Source organism: Polaribacter sp. ALD11, assembly GCF_002831685.1.
Lineage (GTDB): Bacteria > Bacteroidota > Bacteroidia > Flavobacteriales > Flavobacteriaceae > Polaribacter.
The window spans coordinates 339,147-359,201 of the sequence record NZ_CP025119.1 but is presented as its reverse complement, the minus strand read 5'-3'; the positions used below and the strand labels follow the sequence as shown (position 1 = coordinate 359,201).

15 protein-coding genes and 1 riboswitch are annotated in these 20,055 nt (G+C 29.7%); of the genes, 10 read left to right on the top strand and 5 right to left on the bottom strand.

Annotation, left to right across the window (positions count from 1 at the left end; genetic code table 11):
• Positions 1–5: 5 nt before the first annotated feature.
• Entirely contained in the window at positions 6–1,835 is a 1,830-nt protein-coding gene (locus tag CW731_RS01430; protein WP_198519839.1) for a TonB-dependent siderophore receptor, read from the bottom strand.
• An 80-nt stretch (positions 1,836–1,915) separates the two neighbouring features.
• Positions 1,916–2,116: riboswitch (cobalamin riboswitch) on the bottom strand.
• A gap of 56 nt (positions 2,117–2,172) precedes the next feature.
• Between CW731_RS01430 and CW731_RS01425 the strand changes: the two genes are divergently transcribed.
• On the top strand, positions 2,173–3,309 hold the full coding sequence (locus CW731_RS01425) for an ABC transporter substrate-binding protein (RefSeq protein WP_100945043.1): 1,137 nt from the start codon (positions 2,173–2,175) through the stop codon (positions 3,307–3,309).
• Between the two features lie 6 nt (positions 3,310–3,315).
• Entirely contained in the window at positions 3,316–3,876 is a 561-nt protein-coding gene (locus CW731_RS01420; RefSeq protein ID WP_100945042.1) for a cobalamin adenosyltransferase, read from the top strand.
• Positions 3,877–4,075: 199 nt separating this feature from the next.
• On the opposite strand, the gene CW731_RS01415 is transcribed toward CW731_RS01420, so the two are convergent.
• From CW731_RS01415 to CW731_RS01400, 4 genes are all read right to left on the bottom strand, one after another.
• Complete coding sequence (locus tag CW731_RS01415) at positions 4,076–5,356, bottom strand: LuxR C-terminal-related transcriptional regulator (RefSeq protein WP_157812166.1); 1,281 nt, start codon at positions 5,354–5,356, stop codon at positions 4,076–4,078.
• 91 nt (positions 5,357–5,447) lie between these two features.
• Positions 5,448–8,192, bottom strand: a complete 2,745-nt coding sequence (locus CW731_RS01410) for a DNA gyrase/topoisomerase IV subunit A (protein ID WP_100945040.1) — start codon at positions 8,190–8,192, stop codon at positions 5,448–5,450.
• Positions 8,193–8,381: 189 nt separating this feature from the next.
• Entirely contained in the window at positions 8,382–8,582 is a 201-nt protein-coding gene (locus tag CW731_RS01405; RefSeq protein ID WP_100945039.1) for a hypothetical protein, read from the bottom strand.
• Positions 8,569–10,431: a DNA topoisomerase IV subunit B gene (locus CW731_RS01400; RefSeq protein WP_100945038.1), complete on the bottom strand. Its 1,863-nt coding sequence runs from the start codon at positions 10,429–10,431 to the stop codon at positions 8,569–8,571. Before CW731_RS01400 ends, CW731_RS01405 begins: the two co-directional genes overlap by 14 nt.
• Positions 10,432–10,652: 221 nt before the next feature.
• Between CW731_RS01400 and lysA the strand changes: the two genes are divergently transcribed.
• The 8 genes from lysA (at position 10,653) to CW731_RS01370 (ending at position 20,038) form a co-directional block, all read left to right on the top strand.
• On the top strand, positions 10,653–11,897 hold the full coding sequence (gene lysA / locus CW731_RS01395) for a diaminopimelate decarboxylase (protein ID WP_100945037.1): 1,245 nt from the start codon (positions 10,653–10,655) through the stop codon (positions 11,895–11,897).
• 80 nt (positions 11,898–11,977) lie between these two features.
• A complete protein-coding gene (locus tag CW731_RS01390; protein WP_100945036.1) occupies positions 11,978–12,490 on the top strand; it encodes a GNAT family N-acetyltransferase in 513 nt (170 codons plus the stop codon).
• Positions 12,491–12,573: 83 nt separating this feature from the next.
• Positions 12,574–14,697, top strand: coding sequence for a Tex family protein (locus CW731_RS01385; RefSeq protein WP_100945035.1), 2,124 nt, complete (start codon positions 12,574–12,576; stop codon positions 14,695–14,697).
• 18 nt (positions 14,698–14,715) lie between these two features.
• Complete coding sequence (locus CW731_RS15530) at positions 14,716–14,853, top strand: hypothetical protein (protein ID WP_157812165.1); 138 nt, start codon at positions 14,716–14,718, stop codon at positions 14,851–14,853.
• Between the two features lie 35 nt (positions 14,854–14,888).
• Entirely contained in the window at positions 14,889–15,929 is a 1,041-nt protein-coding gene (locus CW731_RS01380) for a RelA/SpoT domain-containing protein (RefSeq protein ID WP_100945034.1), read from the top strand.
• 167 nt (positions 15,930–16,096) lie between these two features.
• Positions 16,097–16,240 (top strand): hypothetical protein, encoded by a 144-nt coding sequence (locus CW731_RS15525; RefSeq protein WP_157812164.1) that lies wholly within the window; start codon positions 16,097–16,099, stop codon positions 16,238–16,240.
• Positions 16,241–16,409: 169 nt separating this feature from the next.
• The gene (locus CW731_RS01375; protein WP_100945033.1) at positions 16,410–18,731 is read left to right on the top strand and encodes a type IA DNA topoisomerase; all 2,322 of its coding nucleotides are present in this window, start codon (positions 16,410–16,412) and stop codon (positions 18,729–18,731) included.
• Positions 18,732–19,111: 380 nt separating this feature from the next.
• The gene (locus CW731_RS01370) at positions 19,112–20,038 is read left to right on the top strand and encodes a sterol desaturase family protein (protein WP_100945032.1); all 927 of its coding nucleotides are present in this window, start codon (positions 19,112–19,114) and stop codon (positions 20,036–20,038) included.
• Positions 20,039–20,055 lie beyond the last annotated feature (17 nt).

The following is a 20,055-nucleotide window of genomic DNA, read 5'->3' as shown; positions in this document are numbered from 1 at the left end:
TTGTATTAAAATTTATAGTTTATGTTAATATTAAAATTTCTTCCAGGCATAGGTCTTAAGTTTGAAAAATAATACACTTCATTAAATATATTATTCAATTTAAAACCCATTAATAATTTATTTTTTTTTCTTTGAAATATCTTAAAATCTATTCCAAAATTAGTAACGCTTAAAGCCTTTAATGAGTAAAAATCGATATTAATTTCATTGGTATACACCTTACTCTGATACAAATTTTGCAAGGAAAACATTATCCTATTATATGTATAGTCTAAATTAAAATTAAATAGATGTTTAGGTGCGTAAGGTAAAAACGTACTAGTTTCCTTATTTTTTGCCAATGTAAACGTGTAATTCGTTGAAAAATTGAAGCTATGGTCTCTAATTTTTTTAGATAGATTTATAAATGTTTCAATTCCTTTATGATCTACATCACCAACATTTCTAGGTCTCCATAGGTTAGATGCCGCAGTAGGTAACCATAAAATTTTATTACTTAGTTTAATGTAGAAAACTGAAGTAGTTATTTCTATATTTTTTTTATTAAATGTAGCACCAATTTCTCCTTGAATAGATTCCTCTGGTATTAATTCTGAATTACCAACTACTGGCCAATACAATTCATTAAAAGTTGGCACTCTATAGTTTGTAGATATATTACCTTTTAAAACAAAGTTTTTTGTAATTTCTTGCTCTGCAGCAACAGACAATGATACAGGTACTTTAAAATCAGAATTAAATTCTTTTCTGAAGTTAATTGCTGTTGTTAATTTTGCTGTAGGTTTATATGTTATTTTTGCTAAACTTGCAAAAAAGGTTCTTTCTTTTGAATTAATTTCATTCGTTGTACCTTTATTATTATCATAAATAAATGTAGAAGAAAATTTTAAATAATTAGAGAAACGATATTTTAGATTATAGCTGATATTATAGTTTTTAGATTTCCCAAAAACAAAATTTGAAGCACTTTTATCATTATAATATCGATACTCTTGCGTTAAATACGCAGCACTTATAGTTTGAGTGAAATTAGAGAAAGAATATTTCCATTTTAACAAATTTCTTTTATTAAAATCTTCATTCCTCTCACTTCCTGCTGCAGGATTTGGTAATCCGTCAGAAAATAAACGATCACCATAATAACCAGTTGAATATAAATAAAGTTTATTTTCCACCGAAAATTGATACCCTATGCTAAAATTTATACCATAATTTTCATACGTTCCATTTTCATTCTTCAATAAACTACCATCATCATTTTTATACCTAGTATCTATAAATGTATAATCATTATCAGAGTAATTTAACGTAGAAGCTAATTTTATAGCCCATTTGCCTGTACCAATATTCGTTTTAAAGAAGTTAGAAGAGGTATTAAAACTACCATAAGAAGAAAATAAGTGAAAATCTTTATGTTTTTTAAATGATAAATTATCATTTAAATGTACAGTACCACCAATAGCTCCAGAACCATAATCTACGCTACCACCACCACTATTAATAATAATCTCATCTGAAAGACTTGCAGAAAGTGAGTTGAAATCGGTTTGCCCGCTACCCATTGCATTAATTGAAATCCCGTTCCATAACACTGCGGTATTAGATGCAGAAGTACCTCTAAAACGCGCTGTACTAATACCACCATTACCGTAATCTCTAAATGAGATAGGGCTATTATATCTTAATAAATTAGTAAGGTTTATTGGGTTTTTAACAATTTGATCGGTTGCTATTTTTATTTTTTTAAGCCCTATAACATTATTTTTTTGTTGCTTTTTACTTATTATAATAACCTCTTTTAAAGTATTTACAATAGTATCTTTTTGCGCAAACATATTATATGCACAAAAAAAAACTAATAAAAAAAATATGTAATTATTTTTCATAATATCTTAAACTTCTATCCCGAAAGTTTTTAAAAAATTTAAATAATGGCAGGTCTCCTGACTTGCGTCTTGTAACAAACCTTCCCAACAATAAAAATGTCAGTGGCAAAAGAATTAGTTACAAGCTTTATAGCTTACAGTTGCGGGAACAGTTCTAGATTTTAACCAGATTCCCTTTTAATTTGATGCAAAATATTATTTACATCAAAACCAAAATCGATGCAAATGTAGTTTATAAATTGATATTAAAAAACATTTTTGTAATCTTGTGCTAAAATTATTTATAATGAAAAAACAACTAAAAATATCTTTTCTATTTTTTCTTTTTTTATTGATTATTTCTTGTAAAAAAGAGACTCAAAACACCGATAAAAAAACGAATATTAAAAGTAATATTAAGTATGCTAAGGGTTTTGATATTATCGAAAACAACGGAATTAAAAAACTAATTATCAAGTCTGCTTATCAAAACTCTAAAGAAGAGTTTACTTATACTGTTAGAAATAAAAATAAAATTTCTAACAACCTACAAAACAACGATATTTCAACTCCAATTAAAAAAATAGTAGTAACATCTACTACCCATATTCCAATGGTAGAGTTATTGAATGAGGAAACCGCTATTATTGGCTTTCCTTATTCTAAATTCGTTTCTTCAGAAAAAACGAGGGAATTAATAGATAATGGTTCAATTACTGAAATTGGTCAAAAAGGATCCTTGAATACAGAAATATTACTTAATTTAGACCCCGAATTAATAGTTGGTTATAGTGTTTCTTCTGCAGATAAAAGCTTAAATTTACTTGAAAAGGCAGGTGTAAACGTAATTTATAACGGAGACTGGCTTGAGGAAACACCTCTAGGAAGAGCTGAGTGGATAAAATTCTTTGGTGTTTTATTTGATAAAGAGAAGAAAGCAGATAGTATTTTTAATGCAATTGAAAAAAACTATTTAGATGCAAAAAAGATAGTAAACGAATTAGTTAACAAACCAAGTGTTTTATCTGGAGCAGTTATTAGTAAAGATATCTGGAACTTACCTGCTGGTGAAAGTTTTGTTGCGACTTCATTGAGTGATGCAAATTTTAATTATTTATGGAAAGATACAAAAGGAAAAGGTAGTTTATCTTTAAGTTTCGAAAGTGTATTTGAAAAAGGTAAAAATGCAGATTTCTGGCTTGCTCCTGGCCACTATTCATCTAAAGAAGAGTTAATAAAAAGCAATGTTTTGTACGCTGAATTTAAAGCTTTTAAAAATAACAAAATTTACACACCTACTAATAAAAAAGGAAAAACAGGCGGTATCCTTTATTACGAATTAGCTACAGTTAGACCAGATCTTGTTCTTAAAGATTTTATTAAAATAGCACACCCAGAATTACTTCCAAATTATGAATTTACATTTTACGAAAAATTAAAATAGTTCTACATGAAAAAATTACGCCCAAAACCCTCTATAGATGAGCTCTGTTACCCTTTTATTTATGAAGAGTCTACACTTTGCGATTATGAAATAATAACCGACCAACTTACCCGTTTAGTAGGTTGGGTAATAGATGAACTCCGTGAATTAAGGTTAGAATACCCAAATAGCAAAGAATTAAAAAAACTAGAAGAAGAACTTAACTGGTTATTACCACTATGCTATCATCTTAATGGCTCTATTAGAGGCAAGCTTGCTATTTCAGAAGAAGATCACTTACAATTGCTTAATTACTATAGAGCTATGAAAAAAGAAGTAGATAATTTAATTCATGGCTTTGTTTTACCTGGTGGAAGATCTCCTGTAGGAGTACTAAACCAATGCTCTTCACTTTCTAAGAAAGCAATTCGGTTAATGGTTATTATACACAATAAAGAGAACAAAGAAGTTGCAAATATTTTACCCAAATTTGCTAATTTACTCTGCAATTATTTTTTTACGGCTACTATTTTAATAAATAAAGTAACTGGCTTTGTAGAAACTCCTTTTGTTAGCAAGAGTTACTAATTTCTCATGAAATAGAATTAATCTTAAAAAATGAAATAAAAAAACCTTCAAGATTTAACTGAAGGTTTTCTGTCTAAAATTTGGGGGAAATAATAACAATTAAATATAGATAAATAATATTTAAACTCTTTAATAAATTGTTTTTTTTAAGGTAGTTTTTGGGTAGTTTTCTTTATGAAAATCAGATTTTTAAGGTATTTTAGATAGCTAAAGCTTCTTTCCTACTTTTTATATTTAATTTTTCATAAATATTTTTCACATGAAATTTTACTGTATTTACAGAAATATTCAATTTTACTGCAATTTCTTTATTAGTAATACCCCCAATTATAAAATTAAATATTTCTAACTCTCTGAAACTTAAATTAGCTTCTTTTAGATGATGCTTTTCTGTTTTGTTAGTTTTTTTAAGTGCCTCTGACAATAACACTACTTCTTTAGAATAAGCAATAATTTCACTTGTCATTAATAAGTTTTCATTTTTTAGTATTCGCATTCTGTAAACAACAGCAAATGAAAGTAAAATCATTTCAAAAAAACCACCAAGTTTTAAAACCTTAGCGCTTATATAAAAAGAACTAAAGCCAAAAAGCTTTAAAATAAAGAAATTAATTGATAACATTAAAATAAAAAAATAACCGATAACAAAAATTTTGGTGTAAATGTTTTTTCTAAATAACAAAACACCTAAGAACCAACAAAATAATAATAAAGAAAAGCCTAAAAGCTCCATTATTACAAAAAACAGAAAAATATCAGTAACTATATATAAACAAAAAAAGATAGCAACTAATACCAGTATAAACCACCCTACATAATTCACTTTAGAAAAATAACTACCTGCTTGTAAGTAATTTTTCGAAAATAAAAATGAAAAAATAAAAACAAAAAAATGGATGATAACGTATAAATTATTAATCACATTTTTTGAAAAATTAAAAAAATATAGCATACCATCACTTATAAAAAGCGAAGAAGTAACACTCAATAGAAACAAGCTGTAATAAATAAAAATATCATCTTTAAAATTAATAAAATAAAAAATATTTATAAGAATGACTATAAAAGCACAACCATTGTAAAAGCCAATAAATAATAGATCTTTTTTTTCCGCTTTAAAAAAAGTAGAGTGAGATATAACATTAATAGGGATTAGTGCTTCTCGAGAAGTATCTACTTTTAAAAAAATAGGATTCTTAAAAGTTACTGCATACGATGAATAGCGCTCTCCTTTTAAAATATCTAATTCCTTTTTATTTTGATAAGCTTGCGTGTTCCGTATTTGATCATTTAAAATTTGTACTATAAAACTTTCATCTTTGTCTTTAAATTTTTCTATTTTAAACCAAAAAATGCCATTATCTAATCCTTTATTAATTAATCTTTCATAACTTTTTAATTGTATAGTTTCTATATTACTAATACTTACTTCTTTTTTTAAATCATGGAAATAAGTAATTCTTGTTTGAGAAAAACTCAAACTAACAAATAATATGAAAAAAATATAAATTAATGTATGTTTCAACTTTTCTCTATCTATTGGTGTTTAAAAAAAGAAAGCTTCGCATTTCTTAAAATAATTTTGTCTGATTCTCATCATCTATTCTCTTCTGTTCTTCTTTTTTTCTTGCTATCGATTTCTGCAAAGCAACCTTTGCTTTCTCTTCTGCAGAAAGTTCTTCTAAAACAGGTTTTTTAGTTTCTATTTCCGGAATTTCAATTGGTAAACTATCATCTATAACTTCTATTTCTTCAGTAATAACCTCCTCTGGCTCTTCAAAAGGTAAAGAATCTAATAAATTTACTTGTTTTATTTTCTCTATTGTTAATTGGTTTCCTTGGGCTTTAATTCCTTTAATAGCTATAAATTCTTCAAAATTAACTTCTTCATTTTCTAAATTTCTTTTAGAATAGACAACTTCAGCCATTGGTCTATAATCTGTAGCAATAATTTCTAATTGAGATTTTGGATGCTCTGAAATAAAAATCTCTTCCTTTTCTGTTGTTTCAATTAAAAAACGTTTTATATAGTAACGCTCTTTCTCTCCATCAAAATAAATAGCAGAAATTGGTTTATTTGGTTTCCATTTTTCTAATACAATTACATCATTATCAAAATGCATTGTTAAATTTGGTTTTACCGCTTTTGCTTTTCCACTTTGCGTAACAATTAATAATTTATCTTCTGCTCTAAATTCACCTAACAATTCTCCTCTATCATCAACATTTAAACGTTGCACTGTATCATCAAACCAAATTTTACGTGGTTTTAAGGTAGAAACTCCTTCAGATTTAAAGTCGATACTCTTAATCGTATATTTAGTAATTATGTTTCCTCTTACAGCTCTTCCTTTTATAGCTAAATCGGCAAAATCAATATCCCATTTCAATTTTTTAATGCCTCCAACAGCACGTAAATTAACCGTCACAACTTCAGCTTCTCCATTTAAATTTGCTGTAAAATAATGGACAACAGACCCTTTGTTCCCGTTTGTTAAATCGTACTCCTTGTCTCGGGTAACAGACGTCACATTAAAACGTTTCATGTAAGAAGGTCCCTTTACGCCATCTCTGTACATAAAATTGTAAACCGTTCTGTTGTCTTTCTTTTTAAAGACAGCAACATACAGAACATCTTTACCAACAAAGGTTTTAGAATCTACCTTTGTTACCATCATAACACCATCTTTTCTAAAGATAATAATATCATCAATATCAGAACAATCTGTTACAAACTCGTCTCTTTTAAGTGAAGTTCCTATAAAGCCCTCTTCTCTATTTACATAGAGTTTTGCGTTATTCATTGCCACTTTAGAGGCTACAATATCATCAAAAACTCTAATTTCTGTTTTGCGCTCTTTGTCTTTTCCGTAGGTTTCTTTTAAGCGTTTAAAATAATCAATTGCATACACAATTAAGTTTGCCAAATGATCTTTTACTACTGCAATTTTATCTTCTAAACCTTCTATAAATTGTTTTGCTTTGTCAATATCAAATTTTGATATTTTCTTAATACGAATTTCCGTTAAGCGCGTAATGTCTTCTACCGTTATTGGACGTTTTAAATGTTTTATATGAGGCTGTAAACCTTTATCAATCGCTTCAATTACGCCTTCCCAAGTTTCTTCCTCTTCAATATCTCGATAGATTCTATTTTCTATAAAAATGCGCTCTAAAGATGAAAAGTGCCATTGTTCTTCTAACTCATTTAATTGAATTTCTAATTCTTTCTTTAACAAATCTACCGTTAAATCTGTTGAATGTTTTAACATTTCAGAAACACCGATAAAAACAGGTTTATTATTTTCGATAGTACAACACAAAGGTGAAATAGAGTTTTCACAATTTGTAAAAGCATACAGCGCATCAATAGTTTTATCTGGTGAAACATTTGGTGGCAAATGCACCAAAATTTCTACCTCTGCAGCGGTATTATCTTCAATTTTTTTAATCTTGATTTTCCCTTTTTCATTGGCCTTTATAATACTATCAATTAAAGATGTAGTTGTAGTACCAAACGGAATTTCATTAATAACTAATGTCTTTTTATCTAATTGTGCAATTTTTGCACGAACCCTCACCTTTCCCCCACGTTTACCATCATTGTAATTGGTAAAATCTGCAACTCCTCCTGTTATAAAGTCTGGTAATATTCTAAAACTTCTTCCCTTTAAATATTTTATAGAAGCATCAATCAATTCAATAAAGTTATGCGGTAGTATTTTGGTTGATAAACCTACAGCAATTCCTTCTGCTCCTTGTGCTAGTAATAGCGGAAACTTTACCGGTAAATCTATCGGCTCTTTCCTTCTACCATCATAAGACATTTTCCAATCTGTAGTTTTCGGATTAAAAACTACGTCTAAAGCAAACTTAGACAAACGAGCTTCAATATATCTAGATGCTGCTGCTCTATCTCCAGTAAGAATATTACCCCAGTTTCCTTGCATATCAATAAGCAATTCTTTCTGACCAATTTGCACCATAGCATCTGCAATAGAAGCATCACCATGTGGGTGATATTGCATTGTATGACCAACAATATTCGCTACTTTATTGTAACGCCCATCATCTAAATCTTTCATAGAATGCATAATTCTACGCTGTACAGGTTTTAATCCGTCTTCTAAAGACGGAACTGCTCTTTCTAAAATTACATACGAAGCATAATCCAAAAACCATTCCTTGTACATTCCTGTAATCTTGGTAATGGTTTCGACGGAATCCGCCTGATTCTCTACAGAATCTGATTGACTTTCTAGATTTGATAATTCTTCTTCGTGCTCGTGCTCGTTGTCGTTTATTTCTTCACTCATTTTTAAACGTTAACTGTTTAATCGTTTAACTGTTAATTTGTATTTTCTAATAAAAACACTGTAATAATGCTCTTTTATTGGGCGTTACCAAAGGTCGGGCTTTACGTTATATCTTTTTTTATCTCGATAAAAATCGAAATAAAAAAAGGATGCCACTTCAATCCCTAACGCAAACACTTGCCAACTATATTAATTATCTTTCTTAGATTCTTTATTTTTAACTTGCATTGAAATGATAAACAATACAGCAGATAAAACTCCAAAAAAAGCTCCAGAATTATTTTTACTTCCTAAATTATTCCAATCTATTAAAGACAAGCAAAAAATGAATAGCACTGCAAACACTACCGTTAGAATATTCTTAATTACTCTTTTATTAAATTTCTTCATCTTCTAGAGTATCCAACTCAACTTTTAAATTTTCAATAATAAATTTCTGTCTATCGGGTGTATTTTTTCCCATATAGAACTCTAACATTTGCTCAATAGACATCTCTTTGTCTAACATTACAGGATCTAAACGAATGTCATCTCCAATAAAATGAACAAACTCATTTGGCGAAATCTCTCCCAAACCTTTAAATCGAGTTATTTCTGGCTTTCCTCTTAATTTACCTATTGCTTCTTGTTTTTCTTCTTGAGAATAACAGTAAAATGTTTGTTTCTTATTTCTTACTCTAAATAACGGCGTTTCTAAGATGTATAAATGTCCTTCTTTGATCAATTCAGGAAAAAATTGTAAGAAAAAAGTAATCAATAGCAAACGAATGTGCATTCCATCGACATCGGCATCTGTTGCAATTACAATGTTGTTGTAACGCAATTCTTCTAAACCATCTTCTATATTTAAAGCAGCTTGTAATAAATTAAATTCTTCATTTTCGTACACAATTTTCTTACTCAACCCGTAAGAATTTAAAGGCTTCCCTTTTAAACTAAAAACGGCTTGTGTATTTACGTTTCTCGATTTTGTAATAGAACCAGATGCAGAATCTCCCTCTGTGATAAACAAAGTAGTTTCTAGGTAATTTTCTTTTTTAATATCTCCTAAATGAATTCTACAATCGCGTAATTTTTTATTATGTAAACTAGATTTCTTTGCTCTGTCTTTTGCTAACTTTCGAATTCCAGAAAGTTCTTTACGTTCTTTTTCTGCCTGAATTATTTTACGTTGAAGTTTATCTGCAACTTCCGTATTCTTATGCAGGTAATTGTCTAGCTTGGTTTTAAGAAAATCATTAATATACGTTCTAACCGTTGGTAAATCGCCTCCCATATCTGTAGAACCCAATTTTGTTTTGGTCTGACTTTCAAAAATAGGCTCCATTACTTTTATAGCAATGGCAGAAATAATGGATTTACGAATATCTGATGCTTCAAAATTCTTACCGTAAAATTCTCGAATAGTTTTTACAATTGCTTCTCTAAATGCCGCTTGGTGTGTTCCCCCTTGTGTGGTATGTTGTCCGTTTACAAAAGAATGATATTCTTCTGAATATTGCGTTTTACTGTGTGTAATAGCAACTTCGATGTCATCACCTTTTAAGTGAATTATTGGATACAACATGTCTTCTTTGTTGTTGTTATCTTCCAATAAATCTTTCAGTCCATTTTCAGAAAAAAACTTTTCACCGTTAAAAATTATGGTTAAACCTGGGTTTAAATACACATAATTCTTCAGCATTTTTGCTACATACTCATTTCTATATTTATATTTCTTAAAGATTTCTTCATCTGGCACAAACGAAACTTTGGTTCCTTTTCTGCGCGAGGTTTCTTCTAAAAATTCTTGATTTTCTAAATTTCCTTGGCTAAATTCTGCAGAAGCAGATTTTCCATCACGCGAAGATTCAACTCTAAAAAATGATGAAAGTGCATTTACTGCTTTTGTACCAACTCCGTTTAAACCAACCGATTTTTTAAATGCTTTAGAGTCGTATTTACCACCAGTATTCATTTTAGAAACCACATCAACTACTTTCCCTAAAGGAATTCCTCGTCCGTAATCTCTAACCGTTACCTTACTTCCATGAATAGAGATTTCTATGTTTTTTCCAGCTCCCATCACGTATTCGTCAATAGAATTGTCTAAAACTTCCTTTACAAGAATGTAAATTCCATCATCTGCAGAAGAACCATCTCCTAGTTTACCAATGTACATTCCCGGACGCATTCTTATATGCTCTTTCCAATCTAAAGACCTGATATTATCTTCCGTATATTTTGTTTCTTGACTCATGAAATGTCTTACTGTTGTTAGGTTTGAAGCCTTGCTAAAATAACATTAAACCAGCAAAAATAAAACACCTTAGTTAATTAGTTATCAACATGATTTCAACGATTTTTTATGGTAAATACCGATGTAAAAATCACAAAATAAAACAATATGTTATATTTTTAAACAAATCAAAATATATTAAACAATTTAATTACTTTTGACAGAAATAAATTAGAATCATCGTGGAAAGAGCACAACTTTTAGAATTAGCAAATAAATACGGAAGTCCTTTATATGTTTACGATACCGATAAAATCGAATCGCAATACAACAGGTTAACAAATGCTTTTAGTAGCGTTAAACATTTAAAATTGAATTATGCCGTAAAAGCACTTTCAAATATCAATATTTTAAAGTTTTTTAAGAATATTGGTGCAGGTTTAGATACCGTTTCTATTCAAGAGGTTCATTTGGGCTTAACTACAGGAATCGATCCTAAAAAAATAATCTATACGCCCAATGGTGTTTCTTTAAAAGAGATTGAAGAAGTTGCTAAATTAGGAGTTCAAATTAATATTGATAATCTTTCTATTTTAGAGTTATTCGGACAAAAACATCCAGAAATTCCTGTTTGTGTGCGTATAAATCCACATATTATGGCAGGTGGAAATTCTAAAATATCGGTAGGCCATATCGATTCTAAATTCGGAATATCGATTCACCAAGTTCCGCATATTAAACGTGTGGTAGAAAATACAGGAATGAATATCAACGGAATCCACATGCATACTGGGTCAGATATTTTAGATATCGATACTTTTTTACGTGCTACAGAAATCTTATTTGATGTTGCTAAACAATTTGAAAATATCGATTTTATCGATTTCGGAAGCGGATTTAAAGTTCCGTATAAAGAAGGAGACATTTCTACAGATATCGAGCAATTGGGCCTACAATTGTCAGAAAGGTTTAATGAATTCTGTGTAGAATACGGAAAAGACATTACCTTAATGTTTGAACCTGGAAAATTTTTAGTTTCTGAAGCAGGTGTTTTCTTAGCCAAAGTAAATGTTGTAAAACAAACAACTTCTACTGTTTTTGCACACATAGATTCTGGTTTTAATCACTTAGTAAGACCAATGATGTATGATTCTTATCATCACATTACAAATATTTCTAATCCAACAGGAAGAGACAGATACTATTCTGTGGTAGGATACATTTGTGAAACAGATACTTTTGGTTCTAATAGAAGAATTGCAGAAATCTCTGAAGAAGATATTTTGTGTTTTCACAATGCAGGCGCCTATTGTTTTTCTATGGCTTCAAATTACAACTCTCGATTTTTACCACCAGAAGTTATGGTACACAAAGGAAAAGATTACTTAATTAGAAAAGGACAAACGTTACAAGATATTTTACACAATCAAGAAATTATTGACTTTACATCAGAAAAGAAAACTAAAAAAGGCAAAGTTACAGCGTAGTAACTTCTTAAAATAAATTATTTTAGCCACGAATTCATAAATTAAAATGAATTCGTGGTTTTTTTATACATTAAATTTATATGAAAATAAGACTTTCTAAAATTGAAGACATTTCCAAAATCATGGAAATTATTGAAGAGGCAAAACAATTTTTAGCTTCTCAAGAAATCGATCAATGGCAAAACGGCTATCCGAATACTGAACAAGTAGAAAATGATGTTTTAAAAGGAGAAAGCTATGTTGTTGTAAATGATGAAAATCAGATAATGGCAACTTCTATGTTTACATCAAACCCAGAACCAACATATAAAGTTATTGAAGGAAATTGGATTGTTGATGAAACTGAAGTTTACGGAGTAATTCATAGAATGGCTATTAAAAAGGAGTTTCGAAAATTTGGTTTGGCTACTTTTATGTTTCATGAATTTCATTTACAATTACTAGAAAAAAAGATTAAAAGCTTAAAGATTGATACGCATGAAGAAAATACAGGAATGCAATCTTTACTAAAAAAATTAGGCTACAAATATTGTGGAATTATTTATACCAATTACAACGCCAAGAGATTAGCTTTTGAAAAAGTAATTGTGTAAAAATTCAATTTAAAAACTATATTTACAACCTCATAAATTCATTTTTATGAGGTTTTTTTATTCCTCAAAATTCAATCGGAAAAATGCAAATCCTTCAATATATAATTCAGCAAACACAACTTTCATCTAAATCTGTAGAAAATACTATTTCTTTATTAAATGAAGATGCTACAATTCCTTTTATATCTAGATATCGAAAAGAAATGACAGGTAATTTAGATGAAGTAGAAATTGGAGAAATCGTTAAATTTAAAGAAGTTTTTGAAGTCTTAGAAAAACGTAAAAAAGCTATTTTAAAAGCTTTAGAAGAACAAAATGTTTTAACAACCGAATTAGCACAGAAAGTAACGACTGCTAGCCATTTAATTGCTCTTGAAGATTTGTATTTACCTTTTAAGAAAAAGCGTAAAACCAAAGCAGAAACTGCACGTTTACAAGGCTTAGAACCGTTGGCAAAAATGATAATGAGTCAACGAGTAAACGACTTAGAACATACAGCTTCTAAATACACATCCAACGAAGTTGAAACCATTGAAGATGCTTTAGAAGGTGCTCGTTTTATAATTGCAGAATGGATTAATGAACGTACAGATATTAGAACTAATTTAAGACGAGAATTAGAACGTCATTCAACAATTTCATCTAAAATTATTAAAGCAAAAGCTGATGATGAGAAAGCGCAAAAATTTAAAGATTATTTTGATTGGAACGAATCTTTAAGTAAAATTCCATCACACAGATTATTAGCTATTTTAAGAGCAGAAAACGAAGGTTTTATTCGTGTTAAAATAGAAATTGACAAAGAAAGAGCACTTCAAAAAATGGAAGAGCGGATTATTCGTTCTCAAAACGAATGTTCAGAACAACTCCAATTGGCAATTGCAGATGCTTATAAACGTTTGCTATTTCCTTCGTTATCTAACGAAGCAATGTCTATTGCAAAAGAAAAAGCGGATGAAGCTGCAATTACTGTTTTTGCAAAAAACTTACAACAATTATTATTAGGCGCTCCTTTAGGTGAAAAAAGAATTTTAGCAATCGACCCTGGTTTTAGATCTGGTTGTAAAGTGGTTTGTTTAAATGAACAAGGAGATTTAGTCCATAACGAGAATATTTATCCGCATGCGCCACAAAATCAATCTATAGAAGCCATTAAAAAAATTAGTTCTTTAGTTGATGCTTATAAAATTGAAGCCATTGCTATTGGAAACGGAACAGCATCAAGAGAAACCGAACAGTTAGTAAAGAAAATTCAGTTTAAAAATGATGTTGAAGTTTTTGTGGTGAGTGAAGCTGGCGCATCTATTTATTCGGCTTCTAAAATTGCACGAGATGAATTTCCTAATTATGATGTTACTGTTCGTGGTTCTGTTTCTATTGGAAGAAGATTGGCAGATCCATTGGCAGAATTGGTAAAGATTGATGCAAAATCGATTGGGGTTGGCCAATATCAGCATGATGTAGATCAAACTAAACTGAAAAAATCTTTAGATACCGTTGTAGAAAGCTGTGTAAATACGGTTGGTGTAAACATAAATACAGCAAGTGAATCTTTATTGAGTTATGTTTCTGGAATTGGACCAAAAATTGCAGAAAATATAGTGAATTATCGAAATGAAAACGGTTCTTTTACCTCTAGAACTGCCATTAAAAAAGTGCCGCGTTTGGGCGGAAAAGCCTTTGAACAAGCTGCTGGTTTTTTACGTATTAAAAATGCGAAGAATCCGTTAGATGATTCTGGCGTGCATCCAGAAAGTTATGCTTTGGTTGATAAAATGGCGAAAGACCATAAAAATAAAGTTGCAGATTTTATTGGCAACAAAGAAGTTCTTCAACAAATAAATTTGAAAAACTACATTTCTGAAACGTTTGGTCTACCTACGCTAGAAGATATTATTAAAGAATTAGAAAAACCTGGAGTTGACCCAAGAGCAAAAGCGAAGATGTTTTCTTTTGATCAGAATATTAAAACAATTACAGATTTAATAAGCGGACAAACTTTACCCGGAATTGTAAATAACATTACTAATTTTGGTTGTTTTGTAGATATCGGAATTAAGGAAAGTGGCTTAATTCATGTTTCTAATCTGTCTGATACGTTTGTAAAAGATGTAAACGCAATTGTTACTTTACAACAACAAATTACTGTAAAAGTATTAGAGGTTGATGTGGTTAGAAAGAGAATTCAATTGGCTTTGGTGAAGTAAAATTCTTATCTTTATAAAATGACTAAGAAAATAGAAAAAATTGATTTTTGGGATGAACTAACTCAATCTCAAAAAGATGAAATAGAGCAAGGAATTAAGGATTTAGATGAAGGCAGAAGTATTTCTTGGAAATATTTTATGAAAGAAATTTATTAAACTCTATTTAATAAATTAATAACCTTGCATTAAAAATGAAATATAGTAGAAAAAGAATTTCAAAGGAAGGAAAGAAACTATTATCTTCAAAATCAAGTGAAGAAGTAAATAATGCACTTTCTATAATTAATGAATGGAGAACTAATCACCTTCACCCTTTAAACGTACTTAAAAATGCAATTATAAGGCTATTAGATAAAAATGAAATTACACCATACTTAGTTTCTCAAAGACTGAAGAGAATTACATCTATTGAATATAAGTTAGATTTAAAACCAGATATGGGACTTGGAGGAATGAATGATATTGGAGGAATTAGAATAGTTCTTAAAGACTCTAAACAATTAGCAATTCTTGAAAAAATATTATTAGATAATCGACTAAATCACAAACTATTACCCAAACCTTATAATTATATTTTATATCCAAAAAAATCAGGTTATAGAAGTGTTCATTTTGTATATGAATATAACTCTAAAAAAATAGATTATAATAAGTTAAAATTAGAATTACAAATAAGAACTGTACTACAACATAATTGGGCAACTGCAGTTGAAACTGCAGGAATAATAACAAAAACTTCATTAAAATCAAGTAAAGGCCCTGACGAATGGTTAGACTTTTTTAAAATTGTAAGCTCTCTTTTTTCATTAAAAGAAAAACTACCTGTACTAGAAGAACATAAAGATAAATCCATACAAGATTTAATGATTGATTGTTATGTCTTATCTAAAGAATTAGATATTATAACAATTTTAAAAGGCTTAAGAGTATCTGCAAATCATATTGATAAAAAATATATGAAGAATGGAGATTACTACTTAATTCATATAAAAACTATTGACAAACGAGTTGTTTTAAAAAGTTACACAAAAAATCAATTTGAGAAAGCAACAAAAGAATACGTAAAATTAGAAAAAGAAGTAGAAAATACTAAAGACGCAACCGTATTAGTTTCTGCTCAATCCTTTAAATCATTAAAAAAAGCTTATCCAAGTTACTTTTTAGATACTTCTGAATTTATAAAAGCACTTGAAAAAATCAATAAAAATTGTATTGATAGAAAATTTGTTTAAACTTAAATAATGCTAAACAAATATTAATAATCAGCACAAAACACAATTAACTCGACAAAGGAAATAATTACTCAATAAAAACAGGACTGATGAGTATTAGAGGTTGATGTGGTTAGAAAGAGAATTCAATTGGCTTTGGTGAAGTAAAATTTTTATTATCTTTAAACATGAGTAAAAAAGAAAAAACAGATTTATGGGATGACTTAAGTGATTCTCAAAAGAATGAAATACAACAAGAAGTTAGTGAATCAATTAAAAAGAAAAAAGTCTCTTGGGAAGATGTAAAAAAAGAACTCTCAAAATTAAAGTGATATAAATGCTATTTATAAATTAAAAACCACTTGATTAATAATATATTAATATCAATTTTAGTCCTTCAGGTTTTAAAAATCTGAAGGAATTCTATTTTATTAACAATCGCAAAAAGAACATCTTAAAATATATAATAATTCACTAATTTCGACCACACAAAAATAATCAATGAAAGTCTGTATTGCCGAGAAACCAAGTGTAGCAAGAGAAATTGCTAACATTCTAGGAGCCAACACAAAACGTGATGGTTACTACGAAGGAAATGGCTATGCGGTAACCTACACTTTCGGACATTTATGTACACTTTTAGAGCCTAAAGATTACAAACCGCATTGGAAAAGTTGGGATTTGAATAATTTACCAATGCTTCCAGAACGTTTCGATACCAAAGTAACAGGTGATGCAGGAATTAGAAAACAATTTAATATTGTAAAATCTTTATTCGATAAAGCAACAGTTGTTATTAATTGTGGGGATGCTGGTACAGAAGGAGAATTGATTCAGCGTTGGGTAATTAATCAGGCGGGTTACAAAGGTGAAGTGCAACGTTTATGGATTTCATCTTTAACGGAAGAAGCCATTAAAGAAGGTTTTAACAACTTAAAACCTGCAGAAAAATATGACAATTTATATTATGCAGGATTCTCTAGAGCAATTGGAGATTGGTTATTAGGTTTAAACGCAACACGTTTATATACCGTAAAATTTGGCGGTTATAAACAAGTTTTATCGGTTGGTAGAGTGCAAACTCCTACCCTAGCAATGTTGGTAAATCGTTTTGTGGAAATTGAGAATTTTAAACCTCAACCTTATTGGGAATTACAAACTACGTATAGAAACACTCTTTTTAATTATGAAGACGGACGCTTTTTAAAACAAGAAGACGGACAAGTTTTAGCGAATAAAGTTAAAGAATCAGACTTTGAAATTGTTTCTGTTACCAAAAAGAAAGGAAAAGAATACGCTCCTAAATTGTTCGACTTAACCGGCTTACAAGTATATTGTAATAATAAATTCGGTTTTTCTGCAGATGAAACATTAAAAATAGTTCAGAAGTTATACGAGATGAAAGTTGTTACGTATCCTAGAGTTGATACTACTTTCTTACCAAATGATGTGTATCCAAAAATTGCAGGAATTTTATCGAAATTAACAAACTATAGCGAATTAACGCAACCACTTTTAGGAAGTAAAATAAAAAAGTCAAAACGTGTTTTTGATGATAAAAAAGTAACCGATCACCACGCTATTATTCCTACCGGAATTCAGGGGAATTTACAATACAATCAGCAACAAGTGTATGATATAATTACACGTAGATTTATTGGTGTTTTTTATCCAGATTCTGATGTTTCTAATACTTCTGTAATAGGTAAAGCCGCAGATGTTCCTTTTAAAACAACCGGAAAAGAAATTCTAACCAAAGGTTGGCGTGTTGCTTTTGAAACAGAAGAAAGCAAGATTAAAAAAGAATTAAACGAACAAGTTACTTTACCTTCTTTTAGTAAAGGTGAAAAAGGATCTCATGAACCTTCATTCTTAGAAAAAGAAACAAAACCACCCAGAAACTTTACAGAAGCAAGTTTATTACGCGCTATGGAAACCGCAGGTAAGCAAGTAGATGATGAAAATTTACGTGAATTGATGAAAGAAAACGGAATTGGAAGACCTTCTACCCGAGCAAGTATTATTGAAACTTTATTCCGAAGAAAATATATTGAGCGCAAAAAGAAATTAGTTTTACCAACCCAAACCGGAATTGATTTAATTAATATTATTGACAACGAATTATTAAAATCTGCTGAATTAACGGGACGTTGGGAAAAACGCTTGAAGGAAATTGAACGAGGAGAATTTAATGCAGGGACCTTCATTAATAATATGAAGAAAATGGTAGACGAATTGGTGTATGAAGTCCGTTCTAATACCTCTAAGAAACGAATTTCTTCTGAAAGTGAGAAAGCTACTGAAAACGCTGCTAAACCAAAAGTTAAAAAGGCGCTAACAAAAAAAGAAGTTCTAGGAAAAACATGTCCGAAATGTAAAAAAGGAAGCCTTTTAAAAGGTGCTGCTGCTTTTGGATGCTCTGAATATAAAAACAATTGCGATTTAAAAATACCTTTTGAAATCTGCGGAAAAAAGGTTTCTGAAAATCAATTAATACGATTGATTGACAAAGGTTGTACAACGAACTTAAAAGGTTTTAAAACAGACGCAGGTGCTGTTGAAGGCTTAATAAGATTTGATGAAAATTTTAAAATAAAACTAGAAGCTAAAAAAACGGCAGCTGCAATTTCTCCAGAAAAAACTACTGACAAAATCTCTTGTCCGAAATGTAAACAAGGAACTGTTTTAAAGGGAAAATCGGCTTATGGTTGTTCTGCTTATAAAACAGGATGCGATTTTGTTTTTACCTTTGATGCTATTAAGAAAATTGCCAACGGAAGACCTTTAACAAAAGAGTTGGTGCTTCAAATAATTGCTAGTTAATTTTTAAACCGATTACTAAACCCCCTTTTGGTTTTAGAAGATAAATTACAACAAAGTAAAGCGGTAAAAAAAACTGATTTAAAGAGATTAGACCTCACAGGTTTTAAAAGCTTGTGAGGTCTAATTATTTATTAAAAAAAAACTAGTAGACAATTTTTGTCCTAATTGAACGGTTTGTTTTAGCGCTATTTTATCCTTTTTAGAAAAAGAGAGAATATTTGTCTTATGCCTACTATAGATTCCTGTCTACAAAGGAATGACAAATAAAAAGTTATTTTTTTGGAGTAACAACTCTAAAAAAAAAATAAAACTATCTATTAAACCTTGCCTAAACGAGTATTATTACCTTAGTTTTATAGCATACTAAACCTAATTATTTTATGGATTTTACAAACCCTCTAGTGTACGGTGTTCCTTGCTTTCTAGGTCTTATCTTATTAGAGTTAACTTACAGCAAACATCATAAAAAAGAAGAAAATAAAAAATTATATAAATGGAAAGATTTAGCTGCTAGTCTTAGCATGGGAATTGGTTCCGCTATTTTGGCTCCGTTAACAAAAACGATTGCTGCTATTGTACTTTTTAATTTTGTGTATGAAATTTTTAATCCAATTTTAGATGGAGTTCGTACAAATATTATGGGCTATGAATCTTTTGGGTACGCTTGGTATATCTGGATTTTATGTCAATTATTAGACGATTTTAGTTACTATTGGTTTCACAGACAAAACCATAATGTTCGTTTTCTTTGGGCAGCGCATATTGTACACCATTCGTCTGACAACTTTAATTTAGGAACTGCGGTAAGAAATGGCTGGTTTACTATTCTATACAAACCTTTTTTTTATATGTGGATTGTAGCTATTGGTTTTCCGCCAGAAATGCTTGTTGTATGTTTAGGTATTGAAGCTTTATGGCAATTTCAACTGCATACTGTTTACGTACCAAAATTGGGTTTTCTTGAAAAAATACTGAATACGCATACAATGCACCAAGTACATCATGCCCAAAATGCTGAGTATATGGACAAAAATCATGGTGGTTTTTTAAATATATTCGATAGAATGTTTGGAACCTGGAAAGAACTAGACGAAACAATTGATATAAAATATGGTGTAACGCACGCTCCCGATTCTTACAATCCGATTACCATCTTAACGCATGAGTATAAAGATATCTGGAGTGATATGAAAAAATCTAAAAACTGGTTTCATAAATTTAAATATGCATTTGCAGCTCCGGGTTGGAGCCATGATGGAAGTACACTTACCATTAAACAACAGCGAAAAAATCTGAGTGACATCTAATATTGTTATAAAAAAAT

Coding starts and splice junctions, on each gene's coding strand:
- CW731_RS01430 (WP_198519839.1), bottom strand. CDS start 1,835: ATGTTTGCGCAAAAAGATACTATTGTAAATACTTTAAAAGAGGTTATT.
- CW731_RS01425 (WP_100945043.1), top strand. CDS start 2,173: ATGAAAAAACAACTAAAAATATCTTTTCTATTTTTTCTTTTTTTATTG.
- CW731_RS01420 (WP_100945042.1), top strand. CDS start 3,316: ATGAAAAAATTACGCCCAAAACCCTCTATAGATGAGCTCTGTTACCCT.
- CW731_RS01410 (WP_100945040.1), bottom strand. CDS start 8,192: ATGAGTGAAGAAATAAACGACAACGAGCACGAGCACGAAGAAGAATTA.
- CW731_RS01405 (WP_100945039.1), bottom strand. CDS start 8,582: ATGAAGAAATTTAATAAAAGAGTAATTAAGAATATTCTAACGGTAGTG.
- CW731_RS01400 (WP_100945038.1), bottom strand. CDS start 10,431: ATGAGTCAAGAAACAAAATATACGGAAGATAATATCAGGTCTTTAGAT.
- CW731_RS01390 (WP_100945036.1), top strand. CDS start 11,978: ATGAAAATAAGACTTTCTAAAATTGAAGACATTTCCAAAATCATGGAA.
- CW731_RS01385 (WP_100945035.1), top strand. CDS start 12,574: ATGCAAATCCTTCAATATATAATTCAGCAAACACAACTTTCATCTAAA.
- CW731_RS15530 (WP_157812165.1), top strand. CDS start 14,716: ATGACTAAGAAAATAGAAAAAATTGATTTTTGGGATGAACTAACTCAA.
- CW731_RS01380 (WP_100945034.1), top strand. CDS start 14,889: ATGAAATATAGTAGAAAAAGAATTTCAAAGGAAGGAAAGAAACTATTA.
- CW731_RS15525 (WP_157812164.1), top strand. CDS start 16,097: ATGAGTAAAAAAGAAAAAACAGATTTATGGGATGACTTAAGTGATTCT.
- CW731_RS01375 (WP_100945033.1), top strand. CDS start 16,410: ATGAAAGTCTGTATTGCCGAGAAACCAAGTGTAGCAAGAGAAATTGCT.
- CW731_RS01370 (WP_100945032.1), top strand. CDS start 19,112: ATGGATTTTACAAACCCTCTAGTGTACGGTGTTCCTTGCTTTCTAGGT.